We start from the raw sequence: 13,615 nt of genomic DNA on the forward strand, positions 1-13,615 counted from the left end.
GTTGCGCTCATGGCGATAGGCTCACGGTGTTTGGCTTCATGGTGCCCGAAACCCCGGCCATTGTCGGCTCGGGAGGCAGCCGGCCCATCGCGCGAGCCAGGTCAAGCACCCGCTGGGTGAAGTCGCCGTAGCCATCAGTCACCGGCGGCGTTTCGTCGCCGGCCGGCGACGCGACCTGGCGCACCGCAACCAGCCTGGCCGACGGCACGACCACGATGTACTGCCCCAGATAACCTTGGGCCTCGTAGGCGGCGACAGGGCCTTGCTCGATGGTGAACAGTCGAGACGGACCGATACCGTGCTTGCCGACCAGCTCTTCCCGGACCCTGCTGACGTCTTCGCCCAACCGTTCGTACAAGCCCGTCATCATCGCTCCCGACCCATCGAACCGAGCGCCCGTCAGTGCCTGTTCAAGCGTTTGTATCAGGTCCTCCGCCACGCCCTTCTCCCGTAACATCGCCAGGCTGTCGGGGTCGAAATGGAAATGCATCCAGGCCGGACGTAGCCACCACAGCAAGCCGCAGGACGGCTCCAGCGATTGCCCCGGAGAGAGCATGGCGTCCATGTAGCCGGCGGGTACCAGTTGCTTGCCGTGCCATTTGCCACGCGCGAGCACCAACTGCCCGATCTTCGCCGCGTCGGTGGCGTCGAGCGGCAAGCCGGCCATCACATAGGGATTGCCCGCCTTGTCCTTCCCCCATTCGCCGGGGGTCACGTCGAGCTCGGCGAACAGACCTTCGCGGAAGAACACATCCATCGGCTGCCCGGATGCCTTCTCGATGATGCCGGCCAACAGGTTGGTCGCCTTGTTGTTGTAGGAAAACCCCGCGCCCGGCGCGCCACTGAGCTCCGCCGCCAGCGCAAGCTGGACGACATCCGGAGCGGGATAGATCTCGGCGGGTGCCCTTGCCACGTTCTGCAGGCCGGACGTGTGGTTGAGCAGCATGCGTACGGTGATATCGCGTTTCTTCCCCTGCTTCCATTCGGGGTAGAAATCGGCCACCGGCTGATCCAGCGATTCAATCCGCTCCTGCCCGATCAGTTGGCCGATGCCGAGCGCTACCACCGACTTGGTGGCCGACATCAACTCGATCGGCCCGGGAGCCTTGTCGTCGCGGTAGTAGTGGCCGAGTTCCACCCCGTCCGCGAGAACCAGTACCGAATCGCTGTGGCTGTCGCGGCCACCGTCGAGGATGCGTTGCAAAGCCGATTCAGCAGCAGCGGAAGGGAGGTCGGCCGCGGGCGCGGGGCTCGCCCATGCCAAGGCGAGGACAGCGATGGCCAGCGTGAAGAGACGGGAGTTCATCAGGGAGGCTCCTTGCGATTGGTGTCACGTCTCACGGTAATGGCGAATGGGCCGTGGAGCATGTGCCGATCCGGACTGAACCATCGTCACGGAACCACGAGACGATATTCCGGATGCGACACCGCACTACCGCAGGAGCGACGCAAGAAAATTTACAGCTGCCGCAGCCGCTCGATCGCGGCATCCCGGGTCGCTTCGTTCTTGGCGAAACACAGCCGGACCAGACGCTGTCCCTTGGGCGGCGTGCCGTAGAACGGCGACAGCGGGATCGCAGCCACGCCATGCTCCAGCGCCAGCCAACGGCAGAACTCGGCATCGTCCAGATCGCTGACGGCGGAGTAGTCGACCAGCTGGAAATACCCGCCCGGCACCGGCAATGGTTTGAACCGTGTGGTCAGCAGTTGCTCGCGGAAACGGTCACGCATCGGCTGGTAGAACGCGCCCAACTCCTCGTAATGCTCCGGCTCGTCCCGGATCATCTCGGCAAACGCAAACTGCGCCGGGGTGAAGGTGCAGAAGGTGTTGTACTGGTGGACCTTGCGGAACTCGACGCTCAAGGCCGGCGGTGCAATGCAGTAGCCGGCCTTCCAGCCGGTGCAGTGGTAGGTCTTGCCGAAACTGGAGACCACGAATGCACGCTCACGCAACTCCGGATACCGCAACACCGACTCGTGGCGGGCGCCGTCGTAGACGATATGCTCGTAGACCTCGTCCGACAGCAGGATGATGCTGGTGTCGCGTAGCAGCTCGGTCAGCTGGCGGATGTCATCGGCGCTGAACGTAGCCCCGGAAGGATTGTGCGGGCTGTTGATCATCAGCATCCGCGTCTTCGGCGTGATCGCGCCGCGAACCAGATCCCAGTCGGGGGCGAAAGTTCGCGGGTCCAGCGGCACGTGCACCGCGATGCCACCGGCCAGCTCGATCGCCGGCTCGTAGCAGTCGTAACACGGGTCGAGCACGATCACTTCCTCGCCCGGCCGCACCACCGCATGCACCGCATCCAGGATCGCCTCGCTGCCACCCGAGGTGACGGTAATCTCAGCCTCCACGTCGGGGCGATAGCCGTAGCAGCGCTCGGTCTTGGTCGCGATCGCCTCGCGCAACGCCGGGATGCCGGTCATCGGCGAATACTGGTTGCGGCCATCGCGCATGGCCTGGGTCAACGCCGACGTCAGGCGCTCCGGCGGATCAAAATCAGGGAACCCCTGGCCGAGGTTGACCGCGTCGTGTTCGGTGGCGAGCTGCGACATCACCGTAAAGATGGTGGTGCCGACCTTCGGCAGCTTGGTCTGCAGGTGTGGCGTTGCGGTATCAGCTGTCATGGGTACTCGATCCGTGGAGTGGGCCCACTAGTCTACGAAATCCCGGCCGCCGGGGATTCCGACTTCCGGCGAGCCTTCCAGCTCACCGCAGGCATTGAAATACAAGGGAAAAACAAGACTCCACACTTGCATCCGGGCCGCCTGCGCCAGACACTGCACAAATGCAGGAACGTGCCGTCGTCAACGCCATCCAATTGTCCATCGCCTACGCTTCCGCGCGTTACACGGTCAAGCTGGACGGCGATAGCCTGCCGCTGCAGGTGGGTCAGCCCGCGACCGACCTGGAAGCGTATTGGCCCGCAACGCGCTACCTGTTCATCACGGCCTGGAATCCCGCCTCGGAGCCACGCTCGGACACGGCCAATGCCGCTGCCGACGCCGTACTGGAAGCTCGGCTTGACGCTATCGGCGCCGCCCGCCAGCGCGCCTGGGCCGAGGCGCCGGACGGTCGCTGGCAAGAGCCGGGCTGGGTGTTGGCCGATATCGACGACCCCATGGCCGACCGCCTGGCCAGCGAGTTCGGCCAGGCCGGCGTACTGGCCTGGTGCCGCGGCGAACCGGTGCGCTTGCGGATGTCGATCGAACGCCCCGATGGCCACGCCCCCAAGGACGCGATCGACTCGTGTATTGACTGGATGGGCGAACGGGTGAATGGCGCGGTGACCGCGTAACATGGGCATTTGGCATCCCGTTGGTCCCTGCACCTGTCGATGAGTCCTCCTGATCGATCCGCCCCGCCGCTGCTCGCAGCCCGCGGGTTGTCCTTTGCCCGCAATGACGAACCGGTTTTCGGGCCGCTGGATTTCTCGGTCGACGCCGGCGAGGCGTTGCTGGTGCAAGGTGACAATGGCGCCGGCAAGACCACCCTGCTGCGGGTACTTTCGGGCCTGTTGCGCGCCGATGCCGGCGAGGTGGATATCGACGGACAACGCGCACGCGTGTCGCGACGTGCCCGGGCGATCGCCTACATGGGCCATCTGCCCGGCTTCAAGGCCGACCTGAGTACGCTGGAGAACCTGGAGTTCCTGTGCGGTTTGCAAGGCCGGCGTCGTAACCAGAACCCGGTCAACGCGTTGGGCATCGTCGGCTTGTCAGGTTACGAGGATGCGCTGGCCCGGCAACTGTCAGCGGGCCAGAAGCGACGGCTTTCGCTGGCACGGCTGTGGTTATCGCCGGCACCGCTGTGGCTGCTTGATGAGCCTTACGCCAACCTGGACTTGCAGGGTATCGAACTGGTCAACCGCATGGTCCAGGCCCATCTGCGCGGTGGTGGCGCGGCGCTGGTCACCACCCACGGCGCCTACGCGGCACCGCCGGTCCGCACCCGGATGCTGACCATGCTGAAGCCGGTTGCGGAGTACGCGGCATGAGCATCGCGACTCCCGGTCTGGTCGGTTCGGCCAAGGCCTTGTTGCTGCGTGACCTGCGACTGCTGTGGCGGCGCCGGGGCGATGCGCTGCAGCCGGCGCTGTTCGCGCTGTTGGTGGTGGTGCTGTTTGCACTGGCGTTGGGCGGTGAGGCGGAGACCTTGTCCAGGGTCGCCGCCGCGGTGCTTTGGGTCGCGGTGTTGCTGGCCGGCCTGTTGTCGCTGGACACCCTGTTCCGCGGCGATGCCGAGGACGGCTCGCTGGAGCAATGGATGCTGGCACCGGTGCCGCTGGGCTGGTTGGTCGCGGTACGCACCTTCACCCATTGGGCCACCACCGCGTTGCCACTGCTGCTGGCCACGCCGTTCCTGGCCGAACTGATGCATTTGCCACACCAGCAATTGCCGGTGCTGATGGCCTCGCTGGCATTGGGCACGCCACTGTTGAGCCTGCTGGGCGCCGTAGTCGCCGCGCTGACCGTCGGCATGAGGCGCTCCGGTATACTGGTTGCGCTGCTGGCACTGCCCTTGTATGTGCCGGTATTGGTGTTTGGCGCAGGCAGCGTGGCCGCATCAACCCAGGGATTGGATCCGGTCGGCGCACTACTGTTGTTGGGCGCCGGACTGGTTGTCGCGTTGGTACTGGCGCCGTTGACCGCCGCAGCCGCGATCCGGATCGCTCTGAATTGAGGCATATGAATCCAATCATCCTGTGGTTCCACAAACTGGGCTCGCCACCCAATTTCGACCGGTTCGCCGCGCGCTGGGCGCCATGGGCGTATGCGCTCGGCCTGGCGGTCATGGCCTGGGGCATGTACGGCGCGCTGTTCGTGGTCCCCGCCGATTACCAGCAAGGCGACAGCTTCCGCATCCTCTACATCCACGTGCCCAGTGCCTGGATGAGCCTGGCGGTATTCGGGCTGATGGCGATTTATTCGGCGATAGCACTGATCTGGCGGATCAAGCTGTGCGAAATCCTGGCCATGGCCTGCGCGCCGATCGGCGCCGGGTTCACCCTGATCACCCTGTTGACCGGCGCGATCTGGGGCAAGCCGATGTGGGGTACGTGGTGGGATTGGGACCCGCGCCTGACCACCGAGCTGATCCTGCTGTTCCTCTACCTGGGCGTCATCGGTCTTTACAACGCGATTGACGACCGCCGCGCCGCCGCCCGCGCCGCCGGCCTGCTGGCGATTGTCGGGGTGGTGTTGCTGCCGGTGATCCGTTACTCGGTGGTGTGGTGGAACTCGCTGCACCAGGGCCAGACGATCCGCCTGTTTGGCGAGTCGACGATGGACGCGAGCATGATCCAGCCGCTGATCTGGATGCTGGTCGGGACCAAACTGTGGTTTGTCGGCGCGCTGCTGGTGCGGGCGCGGGCGGACAATCTGCGCCGCGAATCCGGCAAGGCCTGGGTAGCCGCGCTGGCCACCGGAAAACCTTCCATAAGGCGCGGAGCCGGATCGTGAGTTACCTGAATTACGTCATTGCCGGTTATGCGGTGTTCGTGCTTGTGCTTGGCTGGGATTTTCTCGCCAGCGCGTGGCAACTGCGACGGGAGCTGCGCAACGCCCATCGCCGCGCGGCCAGACAGGCGGCAAGACCCGACGATCAAGCCACCAGCCAATCCCCCATTTCCAATGAGTTGATCCGATGAATCCGATTAGACGACGCCGCCTGATGTGGATACTGGCCCTGGTGGCAGCGGCTGCCGTTGCGACCGCGCTGGTCGCCATGGCACTGCAGCGCAACGTGGCCTACCTGTACACGCCCAACGAGATAATCACCGGTGAGGCCGGTGCCGACGTCGCCTCTGGCCAAGCCCGGTTCCGCCTGGGCGGGATGGTCGCGGAGGGATCCCTGCAACGCCAGGAAGGAACGCTTGAATCGCACTTTGCCGTTACCGACGGCGATGCGCAGATGCCGGTGACCTACACCGGCATCCTGCCCGACCTGTTCCGTGAGAACCAGGCGGTCATCGCGACCGGCCGCATGGACGGCAACCGCTTCGTCGCCGAGGAAGTGCTGGCCAAGCACGACGAGAGCTACATGCCCAAGGAGGTTGCCGACAAGATGGGCATCGCCCACCAGAAGCATGACGTTGACAAGCCTGACGTTGACAAGCACGAAGTCGACGCACCCGCGGCGGGGCTATAACGATGCTGCCTGAACTCGGCCAGGTCGCCCTGCTCCTGGCGCTGCTGGTCGCGATGGTGCAGACGGCACTGCCGCTGGTCGGCGCCCATCGCGACATTGGCAGCTGGATGGCCGTTGCGCGTCCGGCGGCCTACGCCCAGTTGCTACTGGTCGGGTTGGCGTTCGTGATCCTGACCCTGGGCTTCGTCAACCAGGATTTCTCGCTGCGCTATGTCGCCGAGAACTCCAATTCAATGTTGCCGGTGGGGTATCGCTATACCGCGGTGTGGGGCGCGCACGAGGGTTCGCTGCTGTTGTGGGCGACGGTGTTGGCATTGTGGAGCGGTGCAGTCGCGCTGTTTTCGCAGCGCTTGCCGACCCCGGTGATCGCCCGCGTGCTCGGCGTCATGGGCATTGTCAGCATCGGCTTCCTGGCGTTCCTGATCTTCACCAGCAACCCGTTCGAGCGCCTGTTGCCGGCGGTCGTCGAGGGTCGCGACCTCAACCCGCTATTGCAGGATCCGGGCATGGTGATCCACCCGCCGATGCTGTACTTCGGCTACGTCGGTTTCTCGGTGCCGTTCGCCTTCGCGATTGCCGCGCTGCTGGACGGCCAGATCGATACGCGCTGGCTACGCTGGGTCCGGCCGTGGACCAACGTGGCCTGGGCGTTCCTGACCTTCGGCATCGCACTGGGCAGCTGGTGGGCGTATTACGAGCTGGGCTGGGGTGGCTGGTGGTTCTGGGACCCGGTCGAGAACGCGAGCTTCATGCCTTGGCTGGCCGGCACCGCGCTGCTGCACTCGCAGGCGGTGACCGAGAAGCGCGGCAGTTTCCGCGGTTGGACCTTGTTGCTCGCCATCGCGACCTTCTCGCTGTCGTTGCTGGGCACTTTCCTGGTCCGCTCGGGTGTCTTGACCAGCGTGCACGCCTTTGCCGCCGACCCGACCCGCGGCTTGTTCATCCTGATCTTCCTGGGCATCGTGATTGGTGGCTCGCTGGTGCTTTACGCACTGCGGGCCCCGAGCGAGGCCGATGGCAAGCCGTTTGCGGTGTGCTCGCGCGAGACCCTGCTGCTGGGCAACAACCTGCTGTTGTCGATCGCATGCGCGATGGTGCTGCTGGGCACCCTGTACCCATTGCTGGCCGATGCGCTGGAGCTGGGCAAGATCTCGGTCGGCCCGCCCTACTTCTCCTTGTTGTTCACGTTGCTGATGGCGCCGCTGGTGCTGCTGCTGCCTTTCGGTCCACTGACGCGCTGGCAACGCGACCAGGCCTCCCGGCCACTGGCGATGCTGGCACCGTGGGCCGGTGTTGCCGTGGTCATGGGCGTGGGCGCGTTCTTCCTCGCCCCACAAGGTGGCTGGAAAGTCGTTGCCGGCGTGGTGGGTGCCACTTGGGTGGCCCTGGGCACGTTGCGCTTCGTGTGGACGCGGCTGAAAGGCAGCGGCACGCGGATGACCGCGGAGATGTTGGGCATGACGCTCGCCCACCTTGGCGTCGCGGTATTCCTGGTTGGCACCTTGCTTGTGGAAGGGCTGGAACAGCAACACGAGACTGCGGTGAAGCCGGGCCAGACCATCGAGCTGGATAAGTACTCGTTCCGCTTCGATGGCGTGGAAGAGCGCAATGGCCCCAACTTTCAGGCCAGCTACGCCACCGTGCAGGTATTCGTCGACGACAAGCCGCTGGCCCTGCTGCACCCCGAAAAACGCACCTATCTCGGCGGCCAGGTGATGACCGAGGCGGCGATCATTGCCGGCGTCACCCGCGATGTCTTTGTCGCCATCGGCGAGCCGTTGGGCGGTGGTAACTGGGCGCTGCGGGTGCAGGTAAAACCATTTATCCGCTGGGTCTGGGCCGGCGCCATCCTGATGATGCTTGGGGGGCTGGTGACGGCGGGCGACAAACGCTTCCGCCGCATCTCCAATCCGCCGTCGGAGAAACGCACGGGACCGGAGGCTGGCATATGAGCCCGGCAACGAAGCGCACGCAAAAATCGGCGATGCGCTGGCTGCCGCTGTTGGTATTCGCGCTGCTGGCCGCGCTGCTGGCGGCCGGGGTGAAGATGAGCCGCAACCAGAACCGCGACGCCCTGCCGTCTGCGTTGATCGGCAAGCCTGCGCCAACCTTCGAACTGCCGGTACTGCATGAGCCAGGCCGGTTGGTATCGTCCGAAGAACTAAGCGGCGAGCCCTACCTGATGAACGTATGGGGCAGTTGGTGTCCGGAATGCCGGGTCGAACACCCGATCCTGACCCGCTTCTCCGAGACCAAGCAGGTGCGGGTGATCGGCTACAACCTGAAGGACGAACACGCCGACGCGCTGCGCTGGCTGGAGCAGTACGGCAACCCGTACTGGCTGGTACTGACCGACTACACCGGCGAGAAGGCGATCGACTGGGGCATTTACGGCGCGCCGGAGACGTTCCTGGTCGACGGCGAAGGCATCGTGCGCTGGAAGCATGTCGGCGCGGTCAGCGAGGAGATCATCCAGGACGAGATCGTGCCGCTGTTGGCCCGGATCGAGGCGGAACAATGAACCGCTACCTGGTGATGATCGTCCTGCCGGTCCTGCTTGCGCTGCTGCCGGCCTTGGCACTCGCCCAGGCCACCGGGGACCGGGCGCCGCTGGAGTTCAGCGACCAGGCCGAGGCCGACCGCTTCCACGCGCTGACCAAAGAACTGCGATGCGTGAAGTGCCAGAACCAGTCGCTGGCGGACTCCGATGCACCGATCGCCCACGATCTGCGCCACGAAGTGCTGACATTGATGCGCCAGGACAAGACCGACGGCGAGGTCAAGCAGTACCTGGTCGCCCGTTATGGCGAGTTCGTGCTCTACCGCCCCCAGGTAGATGCCAGCACCTGGTTGTTGTGGTTCGGCCCAGCGGTACTGCTGCTGTTGGGCGGCCTGGTGGTCGCCAACGTGGTGCGCAAACGCAGTGGCAGCAACAAGGCCGCCAATGAGGCAATCAACGAGGACCAGGAATGGTGACCACCGTGTTCGTGATCGCCAGCGTGGTTCTGGTATTGCTGGTACTGGGCTATGTCCTGCAACCCATCTGGCGGGACCGGCCCGTGGCCGGTATCGGCGCGATCGTGCTGATCGGCATCAGCGTCGGCCTGCTGTACACCGTGGTCGGCACGCCGCGGGCGCTGGACCCGGCACAACGGGCGATACCGGAGACCCTGGCCGATGCGATAACCCAGTTGCAGGCCGAACTGGACCGCGACCCCAACCAGGTCGAGGGCTGGCGATTGTTGGCCCGGGCCTACCTGGCCCAGGGCGACATGACCGAAGCCGGCGATGCCTTCGGCCGCGCCCTGAAACTCGCACCGGATGATCCGGACATCCTGACCGAGGCCGCGGAGGCGCGCGCATTGGCCACCGATGAACGCAGCTTCGACCAGCAGGCGGTATCGATGCTGCGCCGTGCCCTGTCCTTGCAACCAAACCACCAACGGGCGCGATGGTTCCTGGGGATCTCCCAGCGCCAGGCCGGGGATGCGGCGGGGGCAGTCAAGACCTGGACGCCATTGCTGACCCAGGTCGACCCGGCGACCGCAGCGACCCTGCGACCGCAGATCAACCAGGCACGGGTCGATGCCGGACTTGACCCTCTGCCAGAGGTGGCCGTGGCGGACGCGTCGCCAGTCCGGATCACCATCAGCGTGTCGCTGGATCCGGCATTGGCAATGCAGTATCCGCAGGGTGCCAGCGTGTTCGTGATCGCCCGCCAGGCCAGCGGCGCGCCAATGCCGGTCGCGGTGGAGAAACTGCAGGCGACGCAGTTCCCGTTCACCATCGTCCTTGACGACAACGACAGCCTGATGCCAACGATGAAGCTGTCGCAGCTCGACCAGGTCCAGCTCAGCGCGCGGATCTCCGCCAGCGGCGATGCCAGCGCGCAGCCGGGCGACTTCGAATCGGCCCCGGTGACCATCGATACCGGGCCGGAAGCCGCTGCAGCACTGTTGATCGACCAGGTCGTGAAATAACCAGGGAAGGCAATCCGACGTGACCGAGTTCATCCCACCAGGTACCCGCTGGATCGACCTGCCCTCACCGTTTCCGATGAAGCGTGGCGGTGAGCTGCACGGCGCGCGCATGGCCTACGAGACCTGGGGGACGCTCAACGCGGCACGCGACAATGCGGTGTTGATCGTCCCCGGGCTGTCCCCCAACGCGCACGCCGCGGCCAACCCGGCCAACCCGGAGCCGGGCTGGTGGGAGCCGATGGTCGGTCCGGGCAAACCCATCGACAGTGATCGCTGGTTCGTGATCTGCACCAATTCGCTGGGCAGCTGCAAGGGCTCGACCGGGCCAGCGTCGATCAACCCGGACAACGGCGAACCTTACCGGTTCGACTTCCCGGAGTTGTCGATCGAGGATGGCGCACAGGCGGCGGCCCACGTGGTTCGCCAACTCGGCATCGAGCAACTGGCCTGCCTGGTCGGCAACTCGATGGGCGGGATGGCCGCACTGGCGATGCTTGCCCTGCAACCGGGCATCGCCCGTACCCACCTGAATATTTCAGGCGCTGCGCGTGCGCTGCCCTGGTCGATCGCGATCCGCTCGCTGCAACGCGAGGCCATCCGGCTGGATCCGAACTTCAACCTTGGCACATACGACGATGAGCACTACCCCGAGTCGGGCATGCGGATGGCGCGCAAACTTGGCGTGATCACCTACCGTTCCGCGCTGGAATGGGATGGCCGGTTCGGCCGCGTGCGGCTGGACTCCGATGACACCGGCGACGAACCGTTCGGGCTCGAGTTCCAGGTCGAGAGCTACCTGGAGGCACACGCCCGTCGCTTCGTGCGCCACTTCGACCCCAATTGCTATCTGTACCTCAGCCGTTCGATGGACTGGTTCGACCTGGGCGACCATTGCCCGCACGCCAGCGGCGACAACCGGGCGCGCACGCGTGCCGGCCTGGCCGCGATCCGGATCGACAAGGCGCTGTCGATCGGCGCCGAGAGCGACATCCTGTTCCCCCTGCAACAACAGCAGGAGATCGCCGACGGCCTGGCCGACGGTGGCGCCGACGCGCGCTGCCTGCCGATGCCTTCGCCCCAGGGACACGATGCCTTCCTGGTCGACTTCGACCGTTATGGCCCCGCCGTGCGCGATTTTCTCGACAGCCTGTAGGGCCATTCAGCCATCGCCTGTCACGCGCGCCTGTCTTGCGTAGAATCAATGCCATGACCAGCCAAGCCCTGCCCGACGTCGCCTTCACCGGCCGCGCCAAACTCGTTACCGCCCTGGACGCCGCCGTGGCCCACGGCGACGAGCACGAGATCACCGCCGCACTGCGCAACACCTTGTGCCGGATGATCCGCGATCGCGATATCCAGCTGCCTGAATGCGTCTTCGAACCGATCGAGTCCCACTATGCCCGCCGCGAGATCTATCGCAGCGCGGTGCATGGCTACAGCGTCGTGGCGATGACCTGGGGGCCCGGCCAGGGCACGCCGGTACACGACCACTGCGGCCTGTGGTGCGTGGAGGGTGTCTGGGATGGCGGGCTGGAGATCACCCAGTACGAGCTGCTCGAGCGCGATGGCGACCGCTTCCGCTTCCGTGGCGCCGGCGGTATGGTCGCCGGGCCCGGCAGCGCCGGCAGCCTGATCCCGCCCCACGAATACCATTCCATCCGCAATACCAGCAACGACAAGGTCGCGATCTCGGTGCACATTTACAAGGCGCCGATGGAAGCTTGCTCGATGTTCGTGCCCGATCAAGGCGAGTGGTTCACCCGCGCCGCCAAGGCACTGGAAACCGACGAGGCCGGCTGAGACCCAACACGGCGCTACCGCCTGACAAACAAGAAAGGCCTGCGAACGATCGCAGGCCTTTCTTGTTTGTCTCTGGTGCCGAAGGGGGGACTCGAATCCGGGCCCTGCTCAAACCCACAGCCCTTGGGGTTATTAGCTCTCAGCATGGGTGCATGTACTAAACTCATGTACTAAACTCAGCCCTGGAGGTGGTCCCCCATGGCATCCAAAACCCGTTCCCCGTCCTACCTCAAACAGCGTGGCCAGGGATGGTATGTCCAGCTCCCAGTCCCCCGCGAACACCAGGCCGCTGTCGGTCAGAAGGTCCTGGTCAGATCCCTCCAGACTCGGGACCGCGTCGAAGCTGGCCGCCGCAAACATGCCGCCATCGCTGAGCTCCAGGAACTCATCGCTAAGGCCATCGCACAGGCCCCGGGTCCCTCACGCACCGACACGCCCGAAGGTCTCCTGGAGCTCGCCACGCGCACCCGTGAGGGCATCGAAGCGGGCACCGAAACCCCCGACCAGGCGGAAGCCGGCTTTGACGCTGTCGTTGAAGACTTCCTGGATGACCAGGCCGCGCACCTGGGTCGCGACGATGAAGGCAATCCCCGCTTGCCACCCGACGCCCTCGCCAAGGTCCGCAGGGGATACAAGGCCCTCAGCGGCTCCCTGTCGCGCACCTTGTCCAAGCGCTCCGCTGCCTACCTGGAGGAATCCGCAGGGCACCTAACGGCTCAGACGGTCCACGAAAAGCGCCGCCACCTGGCCGCCTTCCTGGACTGGTTCGGAAGTGATCGCGAGCCCCAGGAAGTCACCCGCAAGGTCGCCGGGTCCTATGTCGCCGACGTGGTCCAGAAGCGCACCCGCAAGGGTGGTCCCAAGGGCGCCCCGGTGTCCCTGTCGGCCTCCGCTCGCCAGAAGGAAGTCGGCAACTTGCGCGCCTTCTTTGGCTGGCTCTCCGCACGCGGCTCAATCGACGTTAACCCCTTCGACCGTCTCTCTGCCACGGTCCGCGAGTCCTCCCGCGGCAAGGCCCCCCGGCGCCGTCCCTGGTCCCCTGAGGAACTCGCAACGGTCTTGCATGGGGTCAGCCCTAGCGATCCCGTATGGTCCCTGGCGGTCATCGGCGCCTATACCGGGATGCGCCGTGAGGAAGTCGGGGAACTGGAGGTGTCGGACATCGACGGCGACGGTCTACGCATCACCCAGGGAAAGACACGCTCAGCAATCCGCCGCGTCCCAATCCACCCGGCCATCGCTCCGCTAGTGGCACAACTCGCCGCCACTTCCACCGATGGTTTCCTGATTCCTGGACTGTTGCGCGGGGGTTCCGACGCGAAGCGCGCCTGGTACGTGGGCAAGCGCTTTGGCCAACTGATCCGCAGGCTAGGAGTTACCGACCGCGCCCTAGACTTCCACGCCTTCCGGGGGACTGTCATCACCCAGATGGAAGGCGCCGGCATCCCTGAATCAACCATTCAATTGATCGTGGGGCACAAGCGCCAGGGCATGACCTTTGGGGTCTACTCGGATGGTGTCGGGGACGACACGAAGCGCAAAGCGATCCGCGCAGTGTCCTATGGAAAGGCCCTCGATTCCTTCGTGGCAAAGGCCGGGGGAAAGGTGGTCGTGAGTCCATCCGCGAAGGCCCGCAAGGTGGCCAAGGCAATTCCTGTTTAGAGCGCATTCAATCAGCTCCAGG

General features: G+C 65.2%; 15 protein-coding genes. 13 read left to right on the forward strand and 2 right to left on the reverse strand.

Annotation, left to right across the window (positions count from 1 at the left end; all coding sequences use genetic code 11):
• Positions 1 to 7 precede the first annotated feature (7 nt).
• Both ACW7G6_RS04070 and ACW7G6_RS04075 read right to left on the reverse strand, forming a co-directional pair.
• Positions 8 to 1,306: a serine hydrolase domain-containing protein gene (locus ACW7G6_RS04070; protein ID WP_456997584.1), complete on the reverse strand. Its 1,299-nt coding sequence runs from the start codon at positions 1,304 to 1,306 to the stop codon at positions 8 to 10.
• Between the two features lie 152 nt (positions 1,307 to 1,458).
• Complete coding sequence (locus tag ACW7G6_RS04075; RefSeq protein WP_456997585.1) at positions 1,459 to 2,628, reverse strand: pyridoxal phosphate-dependent aminotransferase; 1,170 nt, start codon at positions 2,626 to 2,628, stop codon at positions 1,459 to 1,461.
• A 161-nt stretch (positions 2,629 to 2,789) separates the two neighbouring features.
• On the opposite strand from ACW7G6_RS04075, the gene ACW7G6_RS04080 reads away from it, so the two are divergent.
• The 13 genes from ACW7G6_RS04080 (at position 2,790) to ACW7G6_RS04140 (ending at position 13,593) form a co-directional block, all read left to right on the forward strand.
• Positions 2,790 to 3,299: a DUF3293 domain-containing protein gene (locus tag ACW7G6_RS04080; RefSeq protein WP_456997586.1), complete on the forward strand. Its 510-nt coding sequence runs from the start codon at positions 2,790 to 2,792 to the stop codon at positions 3,297 to 3,299.
• A gap of 39 nt (positions 3,300 to 3,338) precedes the next feature.
• The gene (ccmA, locus tag ACW7G6_RS04085) at positions 3,339 to 3,998 is read left to right on the forward strand and encodes a heme ABC exporter ATP-binding protein CcmA (protein WP_456979588.1); all 660 of its coding nucleotides are present in this window, start codon (positions 3,339 to 3,341) and stop codon (positions 3,996 to 3,998) included.
• On the forward strand, positions 3,995 to 4,684 hold the full coding sequence (gene ccmB / locus ACW7G6_RS04090; protein WP_456979589.1) for a heme exporter protein CcmB: 690 nt from the start codon (positions 3,995 to 3,997) through the stop codon (positions 4,682 to 4,684). The genes ccmA and ccmB overlap by 4 nt, the downstream gene beginning before the upstream one ends.
• A 5-nt stretch (positions 4,685 to 4,689) precedes the next feature.
• Positions 4,690 to 5,463 (forward strand): heme ABC transporter permease CcmC, encoded by a 774-nt coding sequence (ccmC, locus tag ACW7G6_RS04095; RefSeq protein WP_456997587.1) that lies wholly within the window; start codon positions 4,690 to 4,692, stop codon positions 5,461 to 5,463.
• Entirely contained in the window at positions 5,460 to 5,651 is a 192-nt protein-coding gene (gene ccmD / locus ACW7G6_RS04100) for a heme exporter protein CcmD (RefSeq protein WP_456997588.1), read from the forward strand. Before ccmC ends, ccmD begins: the two co-directional genes overlap by 4 nt.
• On the forward strand, positions 5,648 to 6,151 hold the full coding sequence (ccmE, locus tag ACW7G6_RS04105) for a cytochrome c maturation protein CcmE (protein WP_456997589.1): 504 nt from the start codon (positions 5,648 to 5,650) through the stop codon (positions 6,149 to 6,151). The genes ccmD and ccmE overlap by 4 nt, the downstream gene beginning before the upstream one ends.
• Positions 6,152 to 6,153: 2 nt before the next feature.
• On the forward strand, positions 6,154 to 8,103 hold the full coding sequence (locus ACW7G6_RS04110) for a heme lyase CcmF/NrfE family subunit (protein ID WP_456997590.1): 1,950 nt from the start codon (positions 6,154 to 6,156) through the stop codon (positions 8,101 to 8,103).
• On the forward strand, positions 8,100 to 8,672 hold the full coding sequence (locus tag ACW7G6_RS04115) for a DsbE family thiol:disulfide interchange protein (protein ID WP_456997591.1): 573 nt from the start codon (positions 8,100 to 8,102) through the stop codon (positions 8,670 to 8,672). Before ACW7G6_RS04110 ends, ACW7G6_RS04115 begins: the two co-directional genes overlap by 4 nt.
• A 14-nt stretch (positions 8,673 to 8,686) precedes the next feature.
• Positions 8,687 to 9,127 (forward strand): cytochrome c-type biogenesis protein, encoded by a 441-nt coding sequence (locus ACW7G6_RS04120; RefSeq protein WP_456997713.1) that lies wholly within the window; start codon positions 8,687 to 8,689, stop codon positions 9,125 to 9,127.
• Positions 9,121 to 10,131 (forward strand): tetratricopeptide repeat protein, encoded by a 1,011-nt coding sequence (locus tag ACW7G6_RS04125; RefSeq protein WP_456997592.1) that lies wholly within the window; start codon positions 9,121 to 9,123, stop codon positions 10,129 to 10,131. The genes ACW7G6_RS04120 and ACW7G6_RS04125 overlap by 7 nt, the downstream gene beginning before the upstream one ends.
• A gap of 19 nt (positions 10,132 to 10,150) precedes the next feature.
• Positions 10,151 to 11,284: a homoserine O-acetyltransferase MetX gene (gene metX, locus ACW7G6_RS04130; RefSeq protein ID WP_456997593.1), complete on the forward strand. Its 1,134-nt coding sequence runs from the start codon at positions 10,151 to 10,153 to the stop codon at positions 11,282 to 11,284.
• A gap of 53 nt (positions 11,285 to 11,337) precedes the next feature.
• Entirely contained in the window at positions 11,338 to 11,931 is a 594-nt protein-coding gene (locus ACW7G6_RS04135; protein WP_456997594.1) for a cysteine dioxygenase, read from the forward strand.
• A gap of 198 nt (positions 11,932 to 12,129) precedes the next feature.
• A complete protein-coding gene (locus tag ACW7G6_RS04140) occupies positions 12,130 to 13,593 on the forward strand; it encodes a DUF6538 domain-containing protein (RefSeq protein ID WP_456997595.1) in 1,464 nt (487 codons plus the stop codon).
• The last annotated feature ends 22 nt before the right edge of the window (positions 13,594 to 13,615 follow it).

Source organism: Lysobacter sp. A421 (assembly GCF_054052145.1).

Coding starts and splice junctions, on each gene's coding strand:
- ACW7G6_RS04115 (WP_456997591.1), top strand. CDS start 8,100: ATGAGCCCGGCAACGAAGCGCACGCAAAAATCGGCGATGCGCTGGCTG.
- ccmE (WP_456997589.1), top strand. CDS start 5,648: ATGAATCCGATTAGACGACGCCGCCTGATGTGGATACTGGCCCTGGTG.
- ACW7G6_RS04125 (WP_456997592.1), top strand. CDS start 9,121: ATGGTGACCACCGTGTTCGTGATCGCCAGCGTGGTTCTGGTATTGCTG.
- ccmA (WP_456979588.1), top strand. CDS start 3,339: ATGAGTCCTCCTGATCGATCCGCCCCGCCGCTGCTCGCAGCCCGCGGG.
- ccmB (WP_456979589.1), top strand. CDS start 3,995: ATGAGCATCGCGACTCCCGGTCTGGTCGGTTCGGCCAAGGCCTTGTTG.
- ACW7G6_RS04070 (WP_456997584.1), bottom strand. CDS start 1,306: ATGAACTCCCGTCTCTTCACGCTGGCCATCGCTGTCCTCGCCTTGGCA.
- ACW7G6_RS04120 (WP_456997713.1), top strand. CDS start 8,687: ATGATCGTCCTGCCGGTCCTGCTTGCGCTGCTGCCGGCCTTGGCACTC.
- ACW7G6_RS04080 (WP_456997586.1), top strand. CDS start 2,790: ATGCAGGAACGTGCCGTCGTCAACGCCATCCAATTGTCCATCGCCTAC.
- ACW7G6_RS04140 (WP_456997595.1), top strand. CDS start 12,130: ATGGCATCCAAAACCCGTTCCCCGTCCTACCTCAAACAGCGTGGCCAG.
- ACW7G6_RS04075 (WP_456997585.1), bottom strand. CDS start 2,628: ATGACAGCTGATACCGCAACGCCACACCTGCAGACCAAGCTGCCGAAG.
- ACW7G6_RS04135 (WP_456997594.1), top strand. CDS start 11,338: ATGACCAGCCAAGCCCTGCCCGACGTCGCCTTCACCGGCCGCGCCAAA.
- ACW7G6_RS04110 (WP_456997590.1), top strand. CDS start 6,154: ATGCTGCCTGAACTCGGCCAGGTCGCCCTGCTCCTGGCGCTGCTGGTC.
- ccmC (WP_456997587.1), top strand. CDS start 4,690: ATGAATCCAATCATCCTGTGGTTCCACAAACTGGGCTCGCCACCCAAT.